Here is a 21,234-nt window from a genome sequence, read left to right on the forward strand (position 1 = left end):
GTTCTATTGACTGCTGAGCGGACCGATTCGGTACAGGTCCTCCTGCTCATGCGTTCCGTCCTCGGCCGGGAAATCCTTGGCGGTGAACAGATCCCGGCGTTCCAAAGTGGTGTTCCACCGCTTGGCGAACGAGGCGAACAACCGGATCGAAGCCTCGTTGTCCGGCGTGATCGTGGTTTCGAGGTATCGCACACCCTGGGCGGTGAGCTGGCTGAACAGCTCGTCGAGCAGTGCCCCGGCCAGGCCTTTTCCACGCTGGGACGCGTCGACCGCGACCTGCCAGACGAAGCCGGTGTCCTGCTTCCGATACCCGATCACGAAGCCGACCGGGGTGCCGTCGACTTTCGCGACGACCGAGGTGTCCGCGAAATCGTGGCACCACAGCAAATAGGCGTAAGGCGTGTTGAGATCGAGCTTCTTCGAATCGCGGGCGATTCTCCAGAGCGCGGCACCGTCTGCCTTGGTCGGGTTTTCGATCAAGTGCTTTCCGGACATGTCCAAGAAACGTACCGGAGGATTCGGGCGCGGTCAGATCAGCGCGGCGGCGGCAACGCGGCTACCTGCAACAACCCCGAAACACACGTGACAAAGGTAACGGTAACGTTTGAAGCGCAGCACTTGTGGGTAAGGCCGCTTCGTCGCGGTCTCACTGGATGTGACGATACCAACCGTTACCACTCGGTCGCAGGACCAGGACACAATTCGGCGGTTCAGCGGCGGTGGCGCCGCCGGAATACGGAACCCAGCGGCGTCCAGACGGCGGGCAGCAGAATCAGCAGACAGACCACCAGCCACCAGACCGGCGCCTCGCCGCGCCGCCAGCCCGCGACGACGTCGCCGAGCCAGCCGAACAGCGGGTCCCGGATCGGTGGCAGGAAGGCGGCAAACAGCAGACCGGCTCCCACCAGTACGCCGAGCACCGTGAGCACCATCCGCCACGTCTTGCGCAACGTCATCAGGCTGACCACCAGGAACACGATCGCGCCCGCGGCGACCGGCACGCCGACCCACTGGAGGACGGGGCCGCCCTGCCCGCCGATGACGAACCCGGCCAGCACGGTGATGAGCGCGACGAGCACGTTCCACGGGGACGGCAGCGTGGCGGCGCCGCGCGTGATCCACCACGCGCTGCGGCTCGCGGCTTTGGCGAAGGTCGCGGCGGGCTGGACCGACTTCGGCACCCTGGTCGCCCCCGCGGCCGCGTTGATCCCGGCGGCACCGGCTTTGACCAGCGTCTTCGTCAGCAGCATCGTCCCGCGTTCGTGCTCGAAGCGCTCGCCGGAGACCTGGCAGGCCTGGAACGCGCGCTGCGTATGCTCGGCGGTCTCCGGTTCGGTCTCGATGAGTTTTCTGAACCGCTCCGACGGTTTCCCGTTCCCCTTGGCCGTTTTGGCGTCGTGTCCACAGTGGAGTCCGACGCAGGGCAGTTCCTCGCGCGCGATCTCCGTTTGCCGGACCCTGGCGAGCACCATCGCCGTCACCGGCATGCTGATCGGGAGGACGGCTTCCTTTTCCACGTCACCGAGTTCTCCGTCGAGACCGAGGAACGCGAGCTCACCGGCCAGTTGCGCGCGCAACGCCTCCGCTTCCTCCTGCGACAGGCCGTCTTCGGTCCCCGGCTGACGCCAGCCGATCTTCTCGAACGCGCCCCGGACCTGCTCGCGGAAGGTCTCACGGCCGACGACGTCGCGCAGCAGCCGCAGGCGTTTCGGGTCGAGCAGGCACTGGATCAGCCAGCCCGCGCCGTCGACGCGACCCCACATCCAGTCGTTCGCGCGCCACGACGCCTTGTAGAACGCGCCGAAGTAGTCGGCCTGCATCCCGGTGAGCTTGTCCCACGAACGGCGCCGCTTCATGTCCAGCAACGTCCGGGAATCCGCGCTCACCTGCACGAGATCGACCCGCTGGTCGACAGACGGCGGTTGCGCGAGCAGCCCCCGGGTCGCGATGTGCAGGCGCACCAGGCGCGAGGTGACGACCGCGTCGCCGGCGCTCTTGTCGTCGGAGGTCAGGCCGGTCCACGCCAGGAGCGTGGTGACCGTGTCGGCGGCTTCGGTGTCGGGTTTCGCCTGTGCCAGCGGCAAAAGGATCGGTGTCGCCTGCCGGATCGCGGCGACCACCAGTGGCCAAGCCTCCTTCAGCGTGTCCGCCCGGCCCCTTTCCGCCCACTTCTCGGCGAGGCCCTCGATCCAGGCCGCGAGCGTGACTTCGGCATCCGGCGGATCTTGTCGGGTGACCCAGCCCGCGAGCCGCTCGCCCCGAGCGGCCTTGTGCCGTGCCTCGTGCAGCAGCACGCGGCAGCGGTTGAGCTGCACCGCCCGCTCCGGCGACGGATCGAGCCGGAAACCCGCGTTCACCAGCTGGAGACCGGTGGCGACCGAATCGTCCAGCGCGGTGGTGCGGAAGGCGATCAGGTCCTGGAGTTCGCAGGTGTCCTTCGGCGGCTCGGCGGGCAGGCCGTCGCGCAGTCCCGCCGCCGCGGCCGCGCGCAGCTGCGCGGCGGTACCGGACGCCCATTGACGGCCCGGATCCTCCACATCGGACAGTGAGAGCCTGCGGGTCGCCTCGCGGACCAGCGCGGTGGCGTCCTCCTGCACCCGCCGATCGCGGTAGTCGTTCATCAGCCGCTGATCGACCAGTGTGTCCGGGCCGCCGCGAACCCCCATCGCGGCAAGGGAAACACGGGTTCCCCTGGTCCGGACCACGGCGTCGTTGTGGCGGGTCAGGTCTTCGAGTTCGGCGCTGATCGTCTGGCTCAGGACGGTGCCGACGACCTTGCTCATCGCGCTGCCCAGCAGTGGCGGCCGGTCCGGATCGACCTCGACCCGCTCGGCTTCGCGTTCCGCCGTCGGCACCACGTACAGCAGCAGCCGCCGGACGTCCGAATGCGACTGCCGTTCGAAGATCTCCCGCAACGCAGGGCGCAACGGCTTGTTCAGCAGCACGCCGCCGTCGGTCAGCCAATGCGACCGCGTGACGTCGGTGTAGCGGGTCATGTCCGGATGAAGCGGCCCGGTCTTCTCGCCGATCGGCATCCGGGAGAGTTCGAACGCGCCGGGGAAAGACGCGGTGGAGCGCGCCGCCAGCGCAAGCGGGCCGACGACGTCATCAGTCCACAAAGGACCGTCGAAACGGAACAGGAGCCGGTGTTCGGTGTCCCGCACCAGGTTTCCGAGCGCGTCGTCGAACCTGGTCGTCTCGCCGTCGATCATCGTGCCGGTGAGCAGCACGGTGATGTCGGGGCAGTCCGGTTTCACTGTCGCCTTGTCGGTGATCCGGTGCAGCGCGTCCTTGAGGTCCGCCAGCAGCACCTTGTCGCCGTCGAGCAGCGAGCGCGGTTCCTTCTCGCCGGGATCGCGGATCAGGTTGTCGAGCGATCCCGTGCTGATCCACGTGTCGCGCAGCACCTGCGGACTCGACCGGAACGCCTCGGCGAGCCCGAGGCACGCCGCGTTGATGCCGCCCGCGCTCGTGCCCGTGAGCACGTCGAGCGAGACAGTCGCGTTGAGGAGGTCGAGCAGGACGCGGTACGGCCCCTCGGATTCCGGCGTTCTCGACGCGTGCAGCAGATGCGAGGTCTCGGTGGCGACCCCGCCCATCCAGACCGCGAGGCTCGCCCCGCCCACCATGGTCATCGCCAGCCGGATCTCCTGCGGCCACGGACTCCCCGCGTCGGCCATGTGCGCCCTCCCCAAGGCTTAAGTGCACGAGCACTTTAGACCGGACGGGCGATGCGGTGTACCGCCGTTGGTGCCGCGATTCGTTCACCCATAAGGGCAATTTCATGCCCTTGCAGTCAGGTGCCCGGCCGCGGGGGCTGGATACGCCGGTCCCGCGTTTTGTCCTCTGGATGCGGTAGTTGCACGCGCAAGGACCGCATCCAGAGGACGAAACTCAGACGGTCAGGCGACACGCCTCACCCTCGGACATCGCCTCAGGTAGGGAAGGCCTCCTTCGCTACCTTCAGGGTAGGGAAGGAGGCCTTCACGGACAGCTGACGCGACTGGTGAGGCCACTGAGGCCAAAGCGCACGAAACGTGGGGAGGGTCAGGCGGCGAAGTGCTCCAGCAGCAGCACCTGCGCTTCACCGACGGCGAAGCCGAGGACGGCGCCCGTCGCGATCAGGATCCATTCGTCCTGCTGGAACGCCGGCCGCAGCAGTCCCTCGAACTCGCGCGGCGACAGCTCCTTCATCTTGGTCACCAGCACGTTCCGGATGTCCATCGCGTCGTTCGCGTAGTCCTCGATGTAGCGCATGGTCTCCGGCAGCTTGTCCATGATCTTCTCGGCGATGTTCAGTTTCATGTCCTGATACCGCCTGCTGCCGACGGCGAACACCACCAGCGGTTTCCCGACCCCGACACGGCGCCCGAGCTGTTCGTCGAGCTGGCGCTGGATCAGCCCGAGCACCCGGTCCGACAGCGGGCCGTGCAGCACCGCCTCGATCACGTTGTGCGGGGTGATGATCTCCTTCGCGATCAACGCCCCGTACGCCTCCGCGACCTCGCCGCGCCGCTTCAGGAACAGGCCTTGCCAGCGCACGCCGAAATACCGGCGCTCTTCGATCGGGTAGAAGATCATCCGCAACGCCAGCCAGTCGGTGAACCAGCCGGTGAACAGGCCGAACAGCGGCATGATCAGCGGGAACTTGAACAGCACCCACGCGATCATCTGGATCACGCCGATCAGCCCGCCGAAGAAGATGCCGGAGCGGGCGATGAACTTGAACTCCTTGTCGCCCGCCTCCTGGAAGATCCGGTTCAGCAGCCGTTTGTCCTTGACCAGTGCGGTGACCACCATGCCCTTGAGGTCGAACACACTGTCCACATCGGACTTGATCAGCTCGAGCACGGCGGCGACCATCTTCGGCGTCTCGGCCTGGACGCGCTGGATCACCAGCCGCTGCATCCCCACCGGCAGCGATTCCCACAGCCCCGGCTGGTAGTGGCCTGCGACGTCGCGCACGATGTCCTCGACCGCCGCCTGCAGCGGTTTTTCGATCTCCCGCGCGATTCTCTGCGGATCGAGCCTGGCGACGACCTCCGCCGGTTTGATCAGCTGCTCGGTCATCGTGTCGCAGGCGATGCTCGCCATCCGCGCGGCGCGTTTGGGCACGATGCCCTGCCAGCCGAGGAACGGTTTGATCCCGACGAATTCGACCGGCTGGAACATCATCCGGATCGCGACGAGTTTGGTGGTGTAGCCGATCAGCGCGGCGACGATCGGGATCGAGACGTAGATCGGCCAATGCTCGGCGAAGTCGGCGAGGATCCCGTCGAGGAACGCACCCATGCCCGGGTCAGCCGGCGCTCGGGTCGCAGGCCTGCCAGAACTGGGCGCCGAGCCGGGAAATGTGGACCGTGCGTTTGACGAACTTGGCCCGCTTGACAGCCTTCTCCGCCTCGCGGACGGTCTCGTCGGTCAGCAGGATCTCGTACTGCGTCTCCAGCGACGGCACCTCTTCGTCCAGCTCGACCAGGCCGAGCCCGATCAGCCTGGTGAGGTAGCCGGGCACCTGGTCGGGCAGCGAGACCCCGGCGGCCTTGCCGACGGTGGAGGCGTTGCGCAGCACGAACCGCCCGGCGCCGCCGAGGTTGGTCCGCTCGGCGACGTCGACGGCGGGGAACGGCGAGCCGTCCGAAAGCGCGGAGAGGATGCGCGCCTCGTCCGGCGTCAGCTGCCGCAGGATGATCGCGTAGAGGTACTCGCGGGCCCGCTCACGGCCGAAACCGATCGAGTGGTTCAGCAGTTCGGCCATCGCCGCGCGGAGCGGTTCGAGCTGGGCGCGCGTGTGCACGAGGGTGATGGTCGCCTCGACCGGGCGCGAACCGTTGGCGTCGGGCCGGTTCATCGCGGACGCGGCGGTGAGCGCGGCGTGGTACGGGTCGTCGACCTCGTCGAGACGGCGGCGCAGCTCCGAAAGCAGCTGCCGCTCACCTTGTTTGATGACCTGCTCCGCGATTTCGACGCCGGGGAGCTTGCGGGTGAATTCGAAACCCGTGCGCGCGGCCCAGCCCGCCAGCTGCCCCGCGCGTTTGGCGAAAGCGGCCAGGTCGTCACCGGCGGGTCGATCGTTGCTCACTGGCACTCCCCTCACGTTCGCGCTGATGCTACCTGCGAGTAGGCCGAATGGCCGAAATTGTGATGGACCTGGGTGTTTGGATGGTCACCATGAGCTTCACGCGCTGGGGTCCGCCGATCGACGTCCTCCCGCTGTTCGCGCGGGAGGAGCAGGCCTTGCTGGACGTCCTCACCGGACTGGACGCGGAACAGTGGGCCGCGCCGACGGTCTGCGCGGGCTGGACGGTGCACGATCTCGCCGCCCACATCCTGGGAGACAAACTCGGTAGGCTGTCCCGCGACCGCGACGACTATCGGACGACGGCGCCCCGCGAGGGCGAACGCTTCGGGAAGTTCCTCGACCGGATCAACGACGAATGGGTGGTCGCGTGCCGTCGGCTGTCTCCCGAGGTGCTGTTCGCGATGCTGGTGGACAGCACTTCGCAACTCGCCGAGATGTGGGGTCACGCCGATCTCGACGCCATCGGCGAGCCGGTGAGCTGGGCCGGGGACGAACCGGCGCCGGTCTGGCTCGACGTCGCCCGCGAGTACACCGAGTTCTGGGTGCACCAGCAGCAGATCCGCGAGGCGGTCTGTGTACATGGGCCGCTCGACGATTCAGAGTTCCGAGGACCGGTGATCGACACGTTCATGCGGGCGCTTCCGCATACGCTGCGTGATGTCGGAGCGCGCACAGGGCGGCAGGTCGTCTACACCGTCACGGGTCAGGGCGGCGGCAAATGGACGGCGCAGCGGACCCCCGACGGCTGGTCGATCGACCGCGTCGCGCCGACGTCCCGTTCGCCGCTGGCCTCGGTGACCACGGACGCCGACACGTTCTGGCGGCTCTGCACCCGGAACCCGGCGGACCGGGAGCGGGTCACCGCCAAGGGCGACGAAAACGTTTGCGCCACCGTGCTCGGGATGACGTCGATCATCACATCGAGTAGCGGCTGACCTTCTCCGGGTGGATCACGAGCCGGAGGAGTTCCAGGTCCTGGATCCCGGCGAGTTCGCCTGCGTGAGCCGGGTCTTCGAGGTCCCAGTAGCGCTCGGCGAGGCGGGCGGCCAGCTCGTGGGCTCCGTCGGGCTCCACCGTGACACGGCCGGCGACCGAAACCCAGCGCTCACGTTCACCCACCGGCGCGGCCACGATGATCGAGGCACGGGGATCGCCGTCCAGCCGCCGCACCTTGGGCGAGTCGTGGGGCGTGAACAGCTGGACCGTGCCCTCGCCGGTGGCTTCGAACCACACCGGCCGGACCGGCCCGTCGGCGACGGTCAGGAAACCGTGCAGGGGACGGCGGAGGAATTCGAGGTCTTCGACGGTCAGCATGAGCTCGATTCAACACGGCCCGCTTGGACGAGCCCATAGGCGAGAAGCCGGATCACCTGTGTATTCGTCTAACGTCGAGGGCGTGGACGTGTTCAGTGACCTGATCCGCGGGGTGCGGTCCCACGGCTCGTTGTTCGGCAGTTCGGCCCTGTCCCCGCCCTGGTCCTTGCGTTTCGTGGACGGCGCGCCGCTGACCCTGTGCGCCGTCCTCACCGGGGCGGGCTGGATCGTGCCGGAGGACGGCGAGCCCGAACCGCTCCGCGCGGGCGAGACGATCATCGTGCGCGGCCCCGGAACCTTCACTTTCGTCGACGAGGTCGGCACTCTGGCCGAGCCGATCGCTTGCGGCGAGCACTGCGCGACACCCGACCAGGGCGGGACGCGGCATCGTCTCGGCTGGGCCGACGATCCCGGCGGCGCCGAGACGACCTTGATCGTCGGCGCGTATCCGGTCCGCGGTGAGATCGGCCGTCCGCTGCTGGACGCGCTGCCCGTCGTGGTGCGCGTGGACGCCGGAGGCGCGGGTGACCCCGTGCTGGACCATCTCGCCGCCGAGGTCGCCATCGACGCGCCGGGTCAGCAAGTGGTCCTCGACAGGCTGTTGGACTGGATGCTGGTCTGCTCGCTGCGTGAATGGTTCGACAGGCCCGGTGGCGAGCCCCCGGCGTGGTGGGCGGCCCAGCGGGATCCGGTGGTCGGCGACGCGCTGCGCCTGCTGCACGCGGAACCGGCCGCGCCGTGGACGGTCGGCTCGCTGGCCGGGCGGACAGGGGTCTCGAGGTCGACGCTGGCCAAGCGGTTCGCCGATCTGGTCGGCGAGCCACCGCTGACCTATCTGACCCGCTGGCGGATGACGCTCGCGGCGGATCTGTTGGCGGGCCGGGAATCCGTGACCATCTCGGATGTCGCCCGTACCGTCGGCTACTCCGACCCGTTCGGTTTCAGCGCGGCGTTCAAACGCGTGCGCGGCGTCAACCCGAGCGAGTTCCGGCGCGTGGGCCCTCAGCGCAGCTGATGCCGGGACTTCTTGGCCTGCTTGCGCAACTGCAGGATCCGGGCGCCGCCGACGAGCGCGACCAGCGCGCCGCCGGCGATCACGGAGAACAGCATCGCGACGGCCAGCGGCATGCTGCCGGACATGCCGAGGAAGTGGACGGTGGCGGTGTCCTGGTTCTGCAGGATGAACACGAGCAGGAACACCAGCACGACCAGCGCCACGATGACGGCGATCCACGTACCGCTCACCCGCGTGCGCTTGAGTTTCGGGCCCGCGTCGAACTTACCGCTGTGGCGCGCGCCGCCGGCGGCTTCGGGTGGTTTGACGGGCTCGACCGGAACCTCGGCGGCACCCTCCTGCGGCTGAGTCATGCACGACAGTGTCCGCCGAAGTGGGCTTGATCGCGCTCTCAAGCGTCCGAACGGGTGACCTCGTCCGCCGCGCGCAGCACGCGCAAGGTGTTCTTCCCGGCCAGTTTCGCGCAATCCTCGTCGCTCCAGCCGCGTTCCATCAGCGCGGCGAACAGCACCGGGTACTTCGACACGTCTTCGAGGCCCTCGGGCAGTGTCGCGACTCCGTCGTAGTCGCCGCCGAGGCCGATGTGATCGACTCCGGCCACTTCGCGCGCGTGCTCGATGTGCGCGACGACGTCGTCGATGCTCGCCTTCGGCTTCTCCGGGCCACCTCGCTCCGCGGTGAACTTCGTGCGCTGGTCGAGGTTCCGGTAGTCCTGACCCGCGGCTTCCATGTCCAGGCGCAGCTGGTCGTCCCACTCGGCGACCTTCGGCGAGATGAAGCCCGGCACGAACGTCACCATCGCGACGCCGTCCTTGGCGGCCAGGGTTTCCAGGACGTCGTCGGGGATGTTGCGGGCGTGGTCGTTGACCGCGACGCACGAGGAGTGGCTGAAGATCACCGGCGCGGAACTGACCTCCAGCGCGGCGCGCATCGTGCTCGGCGCGACGTGCGAAAGGTCGACCAGCATGCCGATCTTGTTCATCTCACGGACGACGTCGCGGCCGAAATCGGTGAGCCCGCCGTGCGCGGGTTCGTCGGTGGCGGAGTCGGCCCAGGTGGTGTTGTAGTTGTGCGTCAGCGTCATGTAGCGGACACCGAGACGGCGCAGGATCCTCAGCACGCCAAGGGATTCGGCGATGCTGTGGCCGCCTTCGGCGCCCAGCAGCGAAGCGATCTTGCCGTCGCGGAACGCGGCCTCGGCCTGATCGGCGGTGTCGGCGAAGGCGAGCCGATCGGGGTACCGCTCGATCATCTGGTGCACGATCTCGATCTGTTCGAGGACCGCGGTGACCGCGCTGTGCCCCTCGAACTGGCAAGGCACGTAGACGGACCAGAACTGCATCCCGAGCCTGCCTTCGGCGAGCTTCGGGAAGTCGGTGTGCAGATGCGGCTGGCGGACCGTGAGGTCCGTGCCCGCCACGGCCTCGACCGGATCCGGCCCGGTCGTGACCCGCAGCTCCCATGGCAGATCGTTGTGCCCGTCCGCGAGGAGCACCGTTTCGAGCAGGGCCTGGGCTCGGACGAGGTCACCGTTAGTCATCCGACGATGTTACGTTCGGCTACTTTGCTCTCCCCGCTACGGGTTGAGCCACCCCGCGGCCGCTACCAAACCGTTGCCGGTCACCTGGTGCCCGCCGGGATGACGGTGGGCGACGACCTCCGCGGACCGCTCGCGCAGGTCCCGGACGAGTGTCTCCGCCGAAGCCAGCGGCGCCATCGGATCGTGTTCACCGTTCGACAGGAAGACCCGCGTGCCGGACAGATCGTTTCGTGGCGGCGACGGGAGCGGGGACATCGCCGCGAACAGCGCGGCCTCGCCGACGGCGTCCGGGCGGAGCAGGGTCACCGCGGCGGCGATGTTGGCGCCGTTGGAGAACCCGATGGCGACCAGCCGCCTGCCCTCGAGCCCGTATTCCTTGCGCGAGGCGAGCACGAAATCGGCCAGCTGGTTCGCGCGGAAGACGACGTCCTCGTGATCGAAAACGCCCTCCTCCAGCCGCCGGAACCACCGCGGGGCACCGTGTTCCGACACCGGCCCGGCCGGCGCGAGCAGCGCGGACGCCGGGCTCAGCCGGCGGGCGAGCGGCACGAGATCGTCCGGCCCGCCGCCGGTGCCGTGCAGGAGCAGCAGCACCGGCTCGTCCGGCGATCCCTCGACGTACTTGTGCTCTAGAGACTTCATCGCGGGTTGTTCTCGCTCGGGAGGTCCAGCTTCGGCAGCATCGCCTCGATGTCCTCGCGTTTCGGCTCCAGCCACGGCGGCAGCTTCAGCGCGCGGCCGAGTTCGAGCAGCGGCTCGTCGATCGCGAACCCGGGTTCGTCGGTCGCGACTTCGAGCAGGGTGCCGCCCGGCTCGCGGAAGTAGATCGAGCGGAAGTACTGACGGTCCAAAATGGACGTCACGTTCACGCCGTCGTCGATCAGCTCGTCGCGCCACGCGGCCTGGGTCGCCTCGTCCGGGGCGCGCCAGGCGACGTGGTGCACGGTGCCCGCCGCCACCAGACCGCGCGGGGCGTCCGGCGTCACGAGGACGTCGACGAGCGCGCCGGGGCCGCCTTCACCGGCGGAGAACCGCAGGCGGTTGTCCGCCTGGTGCTCGAAGGTCAGGCCGAGTCCGTCGGTCAGCATCCCGGCGGTCGCGTCCTCTTTGGACACCGAGAGCGTGACGGAGTGCAGCCCGCGGATCGCGTGTTCGGCGGGGACGAGTTTCGTGTCCCACGGGTCGCGCGGGTCGCCCTGGGGATGTGCGACGAGCGCGAGCTTCAAGCCGTCCGGGTCGAGGAAGGCGAGCGTCTCCTCGCCGTCGGAGTTGCGGATCTGGCTCGTCTCGACGCGGCTCTCGGCGAGGTGCCGTTTCCACCAGCCGAGCGAGGCTTCCGGTACCGAGAACGACGTCGTGGTCGCCTGACCGGTGCCGTGACGGCCCTTCGGCGCGTCCTTCCACGGGAAGAACGTCATCAGCGAACCGGGTTTGCCGGAGCCGTCGCCGTAATAGAGGTGGTACGTGCCGGGGTCGTCGAAGTTCACGGTGGTCTTCACCAGCCGCAGGCCGAGGGCCCGGGTGTAGAAGTCCGCGTTGCGCTGGGGATCGCCACCGATGGCGGTGACGTGGTGCAGGCCCGAAGTCTTGATCGACATGGTGCCCCTCCTCTGGGAGCCGGTGAACTCAAGCTAGCCCGATAACCTCTCGCGCGCAAGATATATTCCAGGAAGAGTTCTTGGTGTACCCTCGCTCGCGTGACAGCCGCGGAACCGAACGACGACGAAGTGGTCACGTGGTGGGGCCTGGTGATCGAGGGCTACCTGGCCACGCAGAACAAGCTGATGGGCGAGATAGCCGAACGGTTCGGCCTGGCGCCGGCGTCGTTCGACATCCTGCTGAGGCTCGTGCGATCACCTGAGCACCGGATGCCGATGACGCGGCTGGCCGTCGAGGCGGCGTTGTCCAGCGGCGGGTTCACCAAGGTCGCGGACCGGCTGGTGGCCGCGGATCTGATCTGCCGCGTGCCCAGCCCGGACGACCGCCGCGTCACGTTCGCGGCGCTCACCGAGCACGGCCTCGACGTCGCGCAGCAGGCGCGGGAGGCGTGTGCGGAGATCCTGCGGCGCATCGTTTTGGCTCCGCTGGGTGACGACGCGTCCGGCCTCGCCGAGGCCATGCGCACCTTGCGCACCGTCAACGGGGCTTGAAAAACCGCCTCTGGCCTGCCGCTTTCGCGGAGCGCACGCTAGGGGGATGCTCACCGAATCGACGATCACGACGATGCTCCCGGTGACCGACGCCGAACGCGCCGGCCGCTTCTACGCGGATTCCCTCGGTCTGCGCCGGACTTCCACCGGCGAAGACGGGACCGTCTACTTCGAGGCGGGCGCGGGCTCGATCGGCCTGCGCCCGATGCCCGCCGGATCTCAGAGCGAGAACACCGCGCTGAGTTTCGAGGTCGGCGACCTGGCTGCCGAGGTGCGGGTGCTGGAGGACCGCGGCGTGCGGTTCCAGGACTTCGAGGCGGACGGCATCAAAACCGTCGGCCATATCGCCGACCTCGGCAAGGAACGCGCGGCCTGGTTCACCGACAGCGAGGGGAACGTCCTCTGCCTGCACGAGGTTCTCGCCTGACCCCGCGTTTCGTCCTCTGGATGCGGTACTTGCGCGCGCAAGTACCGCATCCAGAGGACGAAACGCGTGAGGGTGCGCTGGCCGGTGAGGGTGCTGCACATGTCGCGAAAGCCACTTTCGGGACGTCTGATGTCCCGAAAGTGGCTTTCGCGACACCCGAGATGGCGGTGAGGCGGGCTCCGGGCGGAGACGCACCTGCGCGTTGCGAAAGCCACTTTCGCAACGTTCAAGGTTGCGAAAGTGGCTTTCGCAACCCCTTCCCAAGGAGCACCCGCCGCGGCGGGCACCGGCCAGGATGCCTCGCCCGCATTCAGTCCTCTAGATGCGGTAGTTCGCGCGACGAACTACCGCATTCAGAGGACTAAATGCGGAGGGGCGGGAGCCTGGATGTCGTACATGTCCCGCACCAGTTCGCGGATGACGTTGCGCCGGATCTTCCCGGTCGCCGTCTTCGGTAGTTCGCCCAGCTCGACGACGCCACGCGGCCGTTTGAACGACGCCAGCCCGGACCGGCAGAACTCGATCAGCTCGTCCGCGTCCAGCCTCCTGCCGGGCACGCCGACCACGCACGCGACCGGTTTCTCGATGCCGTCGGCGTCGAAGGCGGCCACGACCGCGACCTCGGCGACCGCCGGATGCTGCAGCAGCCTCTCCTCGACTTCGGAGGGCGACACCCAGATCCCGCCTGGCTTCAGCATGTCGTTGAAGCGCCCGAGACAGGTGTAACTCCCGTCGGCGTTCCGTACGAAGCTGTCGCCCGTCCGCAGCCATTCGCCCTGGAAGACCCGCTTCGTCGTCTCGTAGCGCGCCCAATACCCCGTCGCGATCGACGGCCCGGCCACGAACAGCTCACCGGGCTGCCCGTCGGGCACGGGCGCGCCGTGTTCGTCGCGCAGGGCGACCTCGTAGCCGGGCACCGGCACCCCGGTGCTGCCGGGGCGCACCTGACGCGGGCGATTGGACAGGAAGATGTGCAACGCCTCCGTCGAGCCGATCCCGTCGATGATCTCGACGCCGAACCGGTCACGGAACCGTTCGTACAGCACGGCGGGCAGCGGTTCCCCCGCCGAAACCGCTTGGCGCACCGAGGCGAACGTGTCGTCCGGGATGTCACTGGCGAGCAGCGCCGCGTAGAAGGTGGGGACTCCGAAGAACAGCGTGGGCCGCTCCGCGCGGACCCTGGCGGCGATCAGTCCCGGGGTCGGCCGCGCCGGTTCGAGCAGCGTCGTCCCGCCCGCCGCGAGCGGGAAGAAGGCCGAATTCCCCAAGCCGTAGGCGAAGAACAGCTTCGGCACGGAAAGGAACTTGTCGTTCGGGCCTGTGTCCAGCACGCCGCGCGCGTACGTCTCGCAGACCGCGCGGATCCCCGCGTGCCGGTGCATCGCCCCCTTGGGCTTGCCCGTCGTCCCCGACGTGTACAGCCAGAGCGCGGGCGAGTCCTCCCAGGTCGGCGCCGGTTCGAAACCGTGATCGTCCACTGTGGACAGATCGTTCCAGTCGTGCGCGCGGACCCCGGACGGCAGTTCGGCCGCCTTGGCCCTGTCCAGCACGACGTCGGTGACCTCCGGCGCCAGCCCCAGCGCGATCGCCGCCTGCCCGGCGAACTCGCCGGAAACGCACAGGACCCTCGCCCGCGCATCGGCGAGCACCTTGCCGAGGTCCAGCCCGGTGACCATGGTGGACACGGGTACCGCGACCGCTCCGGCCAGCATCGCGCCGAGAATCCCGGTGAGCAGTTCGACGTCGTCGACCATGCAGAACAGGACCCGCTCCTCGGGGCGGACCCCGAGCGCCTTCAGCCCCGCCGCGACCCGGCGGGATTCGGCCGCGAGCCCGGCGTACGTGAGACTCCGCCGCGGGGAGACGACCGCGTCCTTCCCCCCGTGCCCTTCCGCGAGATGCCTGTCGAGCAGGTAGCTCGCCGCGTTGAACCCGGTAGCGGCAGCGGTCACGGGCGCACCTTCAATCGGCTCAGCTCAGGTAAACGTATTCGTAATCGAACGGTTTCCCATTGATGCCCTGGCGTGGCGGTGCCACCCAGCTCGCGATCTTTCCTCGCTCGTACACCGGGTGCATCAGCGATCGGACGAAGGTCAGGTCTTCGGGAGTGGGCAGCCACTTGCGTTTGCCGGCCAGCCAGGTCCGCTCGTCGACAACCGTGCCGTCGGGCGTCACATGGTGGCCGGAGTTTATGCCGACTTCGCGATTGAATCCAGGGTGCGGGAGGACGAATCGGAAGTCGATTCCGGCCTCGTCCAGAATCTTGTTCCAGCGGTTGACCCCGGTCTGGCAGTCGGCGCGGTACTCCTCCCGCAGGTCGAGGTTCAGCAGCAGGATGGCCTGGAGTTCCTCGGTCTCCCAGGTGCCGTCCGCTCGCGGCCGGGCCAGCGAACCGGCCGCGTCGGTGAGCTTGTGGTCGTCCTTGCGGCGGGTCTCCTGCCAGCGGCCTTTCAGCCCGGCGGTGTAGTAGTTCGCCGCGTTGGTCGAGGTCTCGCTGCCGAACAGGTCGAGCGAGACGGTGTAGTGGAAGTTGAGGTAACGCTGGATGAGATCGAGCGGGATCCCGCCGTGCCCGGCGATGTCGAAGGTGTCGTGCTCGCGGATCAGTTCGGCACTGCGGGTGACCACGCGGTCGACCCCGGTGGTGCCGACGAACATGTGGTGCGCCTCTTCCTTGAGCATGAATTCACAAGTGCGGGAAAGCGGGTCGAAGCCGCTTTCCTTGAGGGTGCCGAGCTGATATTTGCCATCGCGGTCGGTGAAATAGGTGAACATGTAGAACGCGAGCCAATCCGCGGTCTCTTCGTTGAAGGCGCCGAGGATACGCGGGGCGTCCGGACTTCCGGAATTCCGGAGCAGGAGACTTTCCGCTTCGTCGCGGCCTTCCCTGCCGAAGTAGGCGTGCAGCAGATAGACCATCGCCCACAGGTGACGGCCTTCTTCGACGTTGACCTGGAACAGGTTCCGCAGGTCGTAAAGGCTCGGCGCGGTGAGCCCCAGCAGTTTCTGCTGCTCGACCGACGCGGGTTCGGTGTCACCCTGGATGACGATGAGACGTTGCAGGTCGGCGCGGTACTCGCCGGGGACCTGCTGCCAGACCGGTTCGCCCTGGTGCTCGCCGAACGTGATGACGCGATCCGGATCCCGTTCCGCGAGGAAGATCCCCCACCGGTAGTCGGGCACGTTGACGTGGTCGAAATGCGCCCAGCCGTCGCGGCCGACGCTGACCGCGGTGCGCAGATACACCCCTTGGGTTCGCAGGGTGGGGCCCATCTCGCCCCACCAGTCCAGGAATTTCGGTTGCCAGCCCTCCAGCGCCCGCTGGAGCCGCCGGTCCCCGGAGAGATCGACGTTGTTGGGGATCTTGGCGTCGTAATCGATCTTGGTGGGCATGGTTCTTTCAAACCCGCTTCCTGTCGAAGACGGCCTTCTGACCAGTACCGTAGCGACGCAGAGTGCCCTCGGCCCCGGATGCGTTCGGACGAGTGAAGATCCAGTTCTGCCACGCGGCCAAGCGGCCGAAGATCTTGCTTTCCAGTGTCTCGGGGCCGACGAACCGGTGGTTCGCCTCCATCCCGGTCAGGGCGTCCGGGCTGAGCGAAGCCCGCCCCTCCAACGCGATCCGGATCTCGTCCTCCCAGTCGAGATCGTCCGGGGCGTCGGTGACCAGCCCGAGATCGTTCACCTCCGCCGGGCGCAACGGTTTGCCGCACTCGTCCGCGAGCCTCGTGACGTGGTCCGGGTCGCCGAAGAAGCGGGACTCGAGGCGGGACAGGCCGTTACCCATCGGAAAGCGGCCGAAGTTGGCTTCGGACAACGTGATCGACGCACGTTCTTCACTGTCTTCGTCGTCGATCGGCGGACCGTCCAAGATGTACTGCCGGTCGGCGGCGAGCGCGAGCTCCAGCAGGAGCCCGGCGAAGCAGCTGCCAGGCTCGACGAGCGCGATCAGGCTGCGGCTGGTGACGTCGAGCCGTTTGAGCGTCCGCTTCCAGTAGTGGACGATTTCGTTGCTCAGACAGTCTTTCGCGTCGAACACGGCGCGTTCGTGCTCGAGGACCTTCGCGGGATCACCCTCGGTGCGGAGCACCCAGGTACCGAGCGCGGGTTCGTTGGTGCGCAAGCGAAGGATCGCGTCGTCCAGTTCGCGGGTGACGTCCAGCAGCCAGCCCTTGTCGTCCTGCGGCCCTTTGACGGTGATCGTCGCTTCGGCCGCGCCGAGGACGACGTCGACATAACGGTGTGCGAGTGGCGCCAGCTCGATCCCTTCACCGTCGAGCCGCTCACTCGTCCGCGCGAGTTCCTTGGCCCTGGCGAGGACGGCTTCGCGAAACCCCTGCCGCGGCACGAGTTCGTCGACCAGCCGCCAGTCGACGGCCGTCCGCCCCTTGATCCCGTCGGGGCGGGTGGCGAAGACGTCGGCGAGATCCCGCCGGACGCCGCGTTTGTCGACCACCCTGGTGAGCCCGCCGGTCCCGGGGAGGACGCCGAGGAGCGGCACCTCCGGCAGCGCGACGGTCGAGGAGTTGTCGTCGACCAGCAGGATCTTTTCGCAGGCGAGCGCGATTTCGTACCCGCCGCCGGCGCAGGTGCCGTTGACCGCGGCGACGTACAGCTGCCCGGAGTGCGCGGTGGCGTCCTCCATGGCGTTACGGGTCTCGTTGGTGAACTTGCAGAAGTTCACCTTCCACTCGTGCGAAGACGACGCCAGCATGCGGATGTTCGCCCCGGCGCAGAAGACGTTGTCCTTCGCGCTGGTCACGATGACCACGCGGACCTCGGGATGCTCGAACCGCAGCCGCTGCGTCGCGTCGTACAACTCGATGTCGACGCCGAGGTCGTACGAGTTGAGCTTGAGCTCATAACCCGGTACGAGACCCCCGTCGGCGTCGACATCGAGTTCGAGCCACGCGACGTCGCCGTCGGTGGACAGTTTCCAGTGCCGGTAGCCGCCGGGATGACGTTCGAACGTCACCGTTGTGGTCCGCGTCACCTTTCCGATTGTCTACATTGCACTGACTAACGTCAATGTTGTGTAGAAACTTGGTCACGCAGCGCGGGAAGGAGCAGGTCGAGGAAGCGACCCCAGTCGGAACCCGCGCGGATGACCGACGAAAGGGCTCCGACCAGCAGATAGACGTCGGAGACCGCGCAGTCCGCGCGAAGGAGCCCTGCGGCCTGATCGTGGGCGATGACCTCGGCGACCACGCTTTCGAGGCGTCCACGGGCGCCACCCCTGGGCTCACTTCCAGGGCGCCCGCGGGCCGAGTCGATGGCCGCGGTGAGGCCGCGATCGCCGGACAGCAGTTCGCCGACATGGCGGAAGTAGCGCTCCAGACCGGAACCCTCACCGAAGCAGTGGGCCCGGGCGTACTCCTCGATTTCCGCGAATCGATGCTCCGCGGCCGCCTCGACCAGCGCTTGGCGATCCGGGAAATGCCGGTACACGGTCCCCACGCCGACACCGGCCGCGCGGGCGATCTCCGGCATCTGCACGTCGTCCCCGCGTTCGGCGAACAGCGCACGCGCGGCCTCCAGCACCCGTGCCCGATTGCGCTCCGCGTCCGCTCGCGGCTTGGTTGACAACCCGACTCCCTCACGATTAAGTGGAAACGGAATCCGCTTCCGATTGAAGGAGAGAATACCATGTCGAAGGATCGTTTCGTCCTGCTGAAACCCGGCGAGGCGCGACCAGGCCGCGTGCCGCTGCCGCCCGCTTTCAGCGTCAAGGCGATGACCGAAGACACCGAGACGAGGTTCTCGCTACTCGAGGTCACCGTCGCCATGGACATCCCGCGGCACGTGCACCACGAGGCCGACGAGTGCATCTACGTGCTCGAAGGCGAGCTCGGGATCGATTTCGACGACGAGAGCCACATCGCGACCAAGGGCATGTTCGCCCTGCTGCCGCGCGGCGTCCCGCACGCCCTGCGCCGCGTCTCCGAGCCGCCCCGGGTTCTCCAGATCTCGTCCCCCGGCGGCTGGGAGCACTATCTGGAGGACCTGTTCGAGGCGGGACCGGCCGTCTTCACCCAGGGCGCGATCGATCCGGCGAAGATCAACGAGGTCGCCGCGCCCCACCACATCACCTACGGCTAGGCCACGGCGGTGGGCATCCGATTGAGTTTCGCCGACGCCCAGGTCACGAAGCCCCACAGCAGCAGCGCGGCCGCGCCGTCGGTGAAGATCGTGACGAACCAGAACGCCGGGATCTGCGGCACCCCGGTCAGGAAGTGCCCGAGGCTCGCCAGCCCCGACAGCGAGAAGACCATCAGGAACACGAGCGCCCGCCAGTAACGTCCGCGCAGGTAGTCGCGGTAGCCGAGCAGGCCGATCGCGGTCAGGACGAAGTACACGACGGCGACCAAGGTGGCGGCGACCCCGACCGGGATCCCCTCGATCTGCGGGTAGTCCGCCGCCCTGATCACGTTGTGCGCGTAGTGCAGCGTGGTGGACAACAGCGTGAAGGCCAGGATCAGCCGCAACGCGGTGAGTCCTCGGTCCCGAAGAGCTTCCATGTTCGCCCCCTTGCGATTTGATAGATCGCTCTAGCGAGAGCGTAGCGCATGGCGGGCGGGGGCTGAAGGCGTGACTCGCGTGATTGGGGACGGAACTCATGTGATTGGGGACAGAACTCGCGTGATTGGAGGCCGCACTCGGGTGTGCGGTGCTTGATCACGTGAGTTCCGTCCCCAATCACGCGAGATCCGGGCTTGAGCACGTGAGTGCGGTGCCGCTCACGAGACCCGATCGAACCCTTCGGGTCTCGGAACTGTCGGTGGGGGCGCGTAAAGAGAGAGGAGTGCCCGAAGCGACCGTGCCCCTGATCGGGGTCGAGAACCTGAAGATGCCCGAGTGGGCCACGCCCGATGAGGCCGTTGCCGACGCGGGGATGGTCAAGGCCATCCGCGCGCTCCCTTCCGCCGTGGCGATCGTGCTGCGGCTGGCCTGGCGGACGTCGACGCGGCTGACCCTGCTCGCCGGCGTCGTCCACGTTCTTTCCGGTTGTGTCACGGCGTTCGGCCTGCTGGCGACGGCGAACGTGTTCACCGCCCTGCTGGAGAACGGGCCGACCCCGGACAGGGTGCTGGAATCGCTGCCCGCGCTGGCGATCGTCATCGGCTCGTATGCCTTGCGCGCACTGCTGGACACGGCGGTGGCCGCGGTCGAGGGCACGCTCCGGCCGCGGGTCGTGACCTCGGCGGGCGACGAGGTCACCGCCGCCATGGTCAGGGTCCGGTTGCTGGCCTTCGAGGACGCCGATTTCCGGGAGCTGGCCAGGCAGGGCGCGCGGGACGGGGTCCGGTCGATCGAGATGAGCCTGCGCTGGATCGCGGATCTGATGTCGGCGCTGATCTCGCTGATCGCCGCGCTGGTGGCGGCGGGCCTGCTGAATCCGTGGCTCGCGCCGGTGCTGCTGCTCGCGGCGGCGGCCGACGGCTGGGCGGCGGCCAAGGTCGCGCGGCTGAACTACCGGCATTATCTCGACACCGTCGGCCGGAACATCCGGAAGAGGATCGTCGAAGAGGTGGCCACCTGGCGCGCCTTCGCCCTCGAACGGCACGCGCTCACCCTCCAGGAGCCGTTGCTGAGCGAGTACCGGCGGATCACCGAAAGCCTGATGCGCGAGGAGGTCCGGCTCGCGCATCGCAGCAACCTGGTCAGGCTGACCGGTCGCGCCGCCGCCGGGGTGGGCACCGCGATCGCGTATCTGGTGCTCGGTCTCCTGCTCTACAGCGGGCAGATGGAACTCGCCCTCGCCGGGACGGCCGCGCTCGCCATGCGGACGGCGTCGAACTCGCTGTCCGTCACGATGCGCGCGGTGAACGCCATGTACGAGGAGTCGTTCTACATCGCCTTCTTCCAGCGGCTGCTTCGGGAATCCGTGAAACGCAGCCCGGTGAAGGACGGGGTCCTCGCGCCGCCGGATCCGGCGGAGATCCGGCTGGAGAACGTGAGTTTCACCTATCCCGGCCAGGAAACCCCGGCATTGCGCGAGGTTTCGCTGACCATCCGGCGCGGCGAGGTGATCGCCCTCGTCGGCGAGAACGGTTCGGGCAAGACCACGCTCGGCAAACTGCTCACCGGGCTGTATCCGCCCACGGAGGGGAAAGTCTCCTGGGACGACGTCGATCTCGCGGGAGCCGATCACGAGTCGGTGCACGCGAACATCGCCGTGATCGCCCAGGATCCCGCCGAGTGGCCGATGACGGCCGAGCACAATGTGACCGTCGGCCGCCTCGGCCGGGCGGATCCGGACCGCGCGGCCTGGCAGGACGCGATCCTCTCCTCCGGCGCCGACGAGGTGATCGAATCCTTGCCCGCCAAGGAGAAAACGGTGCTGTCCAAGAAGTTCAACGACGGCCAGGACCTCTCCGGCGGGCAATGGCAGCGGATGGGCATCGCCCGCGGGATCTACCGCGACGCCGCAGTCCTGGTCGCCGACGAGCCGACGGCCGCGCTCGACGCGAAGGCCGAGGCACGGGTCTTCGCCGGGCTGCGGCACGCGAGCGTGTCCGGAGCCGGCAGGCGCACGACGATCCTGGTGACCCACCGGCTGGCCAACATCCGTTCCGCCGACCGGATCCTGGTACTGGAGAAAGGACGGCTGATCGAACAGGGCACGCACACCGAACTCATCGAGGAAGGGGGTCTCTATCACGAGCTCTACGAAATCCAGGCTCGCGCGTATCGCGGTGAGTAGTC

At 67.9% G+C, this 21,234-nt stretch carries 20 protein-coding genes; 6 read left to right on the forward strand and 14 right to left on the reverse strand.

The genetic code is table 11. The annotated features are described in order from the left end of the window. Positions 1-3 precede the first annotated feature (3 nt). The 4 genes from ectA to HDA45_RS17015 form a co-directional block, all read right to left on the reverse strand. A complete protein-coding gene (gene ectA / locus HDA45_RS17000) occupies positions 4-495 on the reverse strand; it encodes a diaminobutyrate acetyltransferase (protein ID WP_184896449.1) in 492 nt (163 codons plus the stop codon). 215 nt (positions 496-710) lie between these two features. Beyond that, the gene (locus tag HDA45_RS17005; protein WP_184896451.1) at positions 711-3,680 is read right to left on the reverse strand and encodes a patatin-like protein; all 2,970 of its coding nucleotides are present in this window, start codon (positions 3,678-3,680) and stop codon (positions 711-713) included. Positions 3,681-4,047: 367 nt separating this feature from the next. Next, positions 4,048-5,292 (reverse strand): DUF445 domain-containing protein, encoded by a 1,245-nt coding sequence (locus HDA45_RS17010; RefSeq protein ID WP_184896453.1) that lies wholly within the window; start codon positions 5,290-5,292, stop codon positions 4,048-4,050. Positions 5,293-5,299: 7 nt separating this feature from the next. Further along, the gene (locus HDA45_RS17015; protein ID WP_184896456.1) at positions 5,300-6,082 is read right to left on the reverse strand and encodes an Abi-alpha family protein; all 783 of its coding nucleotides are present in this window, start codon (positions 6,080-6,082) and stop codon (positions 5,300-5,302) included. Positions 6,083-6,162: 80 nt separating this feature from the next. Between HDA45_RS17015 and HDA45_RS17020 the strand changes: the two genes are divergently transcribed. Continuing rightward, positions 6,163-7,017, forward strand: a complete 855-nt coding sequence (locus tag HDA45_RS17020) for a maleylpyruvate isomerase family mycothiol-dependent enzyme (protein WP_246480730.1) — start codon at positions 6,163-6,165, stop codon at positions 7,015-7,017. Here the strand turns inward: HDA45_RS17020 and HDA45_RS17025 are convergent. Beyond that, entirely contained in the window at positions 6,998-7,396 is a 399-nt protein-coding gene (locus HDA45_RS17025; RefSeq protein WP_184896459.1) for a pyridoxamine 5'-phosphate oxidase family protein, read from the reverse strand. The two genes, HDA45_RS17020 and HDA45_RS17025, sit on opposite strands and share 20 nt — an antisense overlap. An 82-nt stretch (positions 7,397-7,478) precedes the next feature. Between HDA45_RS17025 and HDA45_RS17030 the strand changes: the two genes are divergently transcribed. After that, positions 7,479-8,411, forward strand: coding sequence for a cupin domain-containing protein (locus HDA45_RS17030; protein WP_184896461.1), 933 nt, complete (start codon positions 7,479-7,481; stop codon positions 8,409-8,411). On the opposite strand, the gene HDA45_RS17035 is transcribed toward HDA45_RS17030, so the two are convergent. The 4 genes from HDA45_RS17035 to HDA45_RS17050 are packed head-to-tail and all read right to left on the reverse strand — an operon-like array spanning position 8,399 to position 11,549. Continuing rightward, positions 8,399-8,764, reverse strand: a complete 366-nt coding sequence (locus tag HDA45_RS17035) for a LapA family protein (protein ID WP_184896464.1) — start codon at positions 8,762-8,764, stop codon at positions 8,399-8,401. The genes HDA45_RS17030 and HDA45_RS17035 overlap by 13 nt on opposite strands. A 38-nt stretch (positions 8,765-8,802) precedes the next feature. Beyond that, a complete protein-coding gene (locus HDA45_RS17040; RefSeq protein WP_184896467.1) occupies positions 8,803-9,951 on the reverse strand; it encodes a dipeptidase in 1,149 nt (382 codons plus the stop codon). Positions 9,952-9,987: 36 nt separating this feature from the next. Beyond that, on the reverse strand, positions 9,988-10,593 hold the full coding sequence (locus HDA45_RS17045; protein WP_184896469.1) for an alpha/beta hydrolase: 606 nt from the start codon (positions 10,591-10,593) through the stop codon (positions 9,988-9,990). After that, entirely contained in the window at positions 10,590-11,549 is a 960-nt protein-coding gene (locus tag HDA45_RS17050; RefSeq protein WP_184896472.1) for a ring-cleaving dioxygenase, read from the reverse strand. The genes HDA45_RS17045 and HDA45_RS17050 overlap by 4 nt, the downstream gene beginning before the upstream one ends. Positions 11,550-11,648: 99 nt before the next feature. On the opposite strand from HDA45_RS17050, the gene HDA45_RS17055 reads away from it, so the two are divergent. Together HDA45_RS17055 and HDA45_RS17060 are read left to right on the forward strand one after the other, a co-directional pair. Beyond that, complete coding sequence (locus HDA45_RS17055; protein ID WP_184896474.1) at positions 11,649-12,101, forward strand: MarR family transcriptional regulator; 453 nt, start codon at positions 11,649-11,651, stop codon at positions 12,099-12,101. Positions 12,102-12,147: 46 nt separating this feature from the next. Then, positions 12,148-12,528 (forward strand): VOC family protein, encoded by a 381-nt coding sequence (locus HDA45_RS17060; RefSeq protein WP_184896476.1) that lies wholly within the window; start codon positions 12,148-12,150, stop codon positions 12,526-12,528. Positions 12,529-12,881: 353 nt separating this feature from the next. Here HDA45_RS17060 and HDA45_RS17065 read toward each other — a convergent pair whose 3' ends face one another. Genes HDA45_RS17065 through HDA45_RS17080 form a run of 4 tightly spaced genes read right to left on the reverse strand, consistent with a single transcriptional unit; the run spans position 12,882 to position 18,114 of the window. Continuing rightward, entirely contained in the window at positions 12,882-14,480 is a 1,599-nt protein-coding gene (locus HDA45_RS17065; RefSeq protein ID WP_184896478.1) for a benzoate-CoA ligase family protein, read from the reverse strand. Positions 14,481-14,499: 19 nt separating this feature from the next. Then, entirely contained in the window at positions 14,500-15,921 is a 1,422-nt protein-coding gene (gene boxB, locus HDA45_RS17070) for a benzoyl-CoA 2,3-epoxidase subunit BoxB (protein WP_184896481.1), read from the reverse strand. Positions 15,922-15,928: 7 nt separating this feature from the next. Beyond that, entirely contained in the window at positions 15,929-17,521 is a 1,593-nt protein-coding gene (gene boxC / locus HDA45_RS17075) for a 2,3-epoxybenzoyl-CoA dihydrolase (RefSeq protein WP_184896483.1), read from the reverse strand. A gap of 32 nt (positions 17,522-17,553) precedes the next feature. Then, complete coding sequence (locus tag HDA45_RS17080) at positions 17,554-18,114, reverse strand: TetR/AcrR family transcriptional regulator (protein WP_221471153.1); 561 nt, start codon at positions 18,112-18,114, stop codon at positions 17,554-17,556. 60 nt (positions 18,115-18,174) lie between these two features. On the opposite strand from HDA45_RS17080, the gene HDA45_RS17085 reads away from it, so the two are divergent. Further along, entirely contained in the window at positions 18,175-18,627 is a 453-nt protein-coding gene (locus HDA45_RS17085) for a cupin domain-containing protein (RefSeq protein WP_184896486.1), read from the forward strand. Here the strand turns inward: HDA45_RS17085 and HDA45_RS17090 are convergent. Beyond that, the gene (locus HDA45_RS17090; protein WP_184896488.1) at positions 18,624-19,046 is read right to left on the reverse strand and encodes a hypothetical protein; all 423 of its coding nucleotides are present in this window, start codon (positions 19,044-19,046) and stop codon (positions 18,624-18,626) included. The genes HDA45_RS17085 and HDA45_RS17090 overlap by 4 nt on opposite strands. A 284-nt stretch (positions 19,047-19,330) precedes the next feature. Here HDA45_RS17090 and HDA45_RS17095 point away from each other — a divergent pair, with 284 nt between their 5' ends. Next, positions 19,331-21,232, forward strand: coding sequence for an ATP-binding cassette domain-containing protein (locus HDA45_RS17095; protein WP_184896492.1), 1,902 nt, complete (start codon positions 19,331-19,333; stop codon positions 21,230-21,232). The last annotated feature ends 2 nt before the right edge of the window (positions 21,233-21,234 follow it).

The organism is Amycolatopsis umgeniensis (assembly GCF_014205155.1).
Lineage (GTDB): Bacteria > Actinomycetota > Actinomycetes > Mycobacteriales > Pseudonocardiaceae > Amycolatopsis > Amycolatopsis umgeniensis.

Coding starts and splice junctions, on each gene's coding strand:
- ectA (WP_184896449.1), bottom strand. CDS start 495: ATGTCCGGAAAGCACTTGATCGAAAACCCGACCAAGGCAGACGGTGCC.
- HDA45_RS17005 (WP_184896451.1), bottom strand. CDS start 3,680: ATGGCCGACGCGGGGAGTCCGTGGCCGCAGGAGATCCGGCTGGCGATG.
- HDA45_RS17010 (WP_184896453.1), bottom strand. CDS start 5,292: ATGGGTGCGTTCCTCGACGGGATCCTCGCCGACTTCGCCGAGCATTGG.
- HDA45_RS17020 (WP_246480730.1), top strand. CDS start 6,163: ATGGTCACCATGAGCTTCACGCGCTGGGGTCCGCCGATCGACGTCCTC.
- HDA45_RS17025 (WP_184896459.1), bottom strand. CDS start 7,396: ATGCTGACCGTCGAAGACCTCGAATTCCTCCGCCGTCCCCTGCACGGT.
- HDA45_RS17035 (WP_184896464.1), bottom strand. CDS start 8,764: ATGACTCAGCCGCAGGAGGGTGCCGCCGAGGTTCCGGTCGAGCCCGTC.
- HDA45_RS17040 (WP_184896467.1), bottom strand. CDS start 9,951: ATGACTAACGGTGACCTCGTCCGAGCCCAGGCCCTGCTCGAAACGGTG.
- HDA45_RS17045 (WP_184896469.1), bottom strand. CDS start 10,593: ATGAAGTCTCTAGAGCACAAGTACGTCGAGGGATCGCCGGACGAGCCG.
- HDA45_RS17050 (WP_184896472.1), bottom strand. CDS start 11,549: ATGTCGATCAAGACTTCGGGCCTGCACCACGTCACCGCCATCGGTGGC.
- HDA45_RS17060 (WP_184896476.1), top strand. CDS start 12,148: ATGCTCACCGAATCGACGATCACGACGATGCTCCCGGTGACCGACGCC.
- boxB (WP_184896481.1), bottom strand. CDS start 15,921: ATGCCCACCAAGATCGATTACGACGCCAAGATCCCCAACAACGTCGAT.
- HDA45_RS17085 (WP_184896486.1), top strand. CDS start 18,175: ATGTCGAAGGATCGTTTCGTCCTGCTGAAACCCGGCGAGGCGCGACCA.
- HDA45_RS17090 (WP_184896488.1), bottom strand. CDS start 19,046: ATGGAAGCTCTTCGGGACCGAGGACTCACCGCGTTGCGGCTGATCCTG.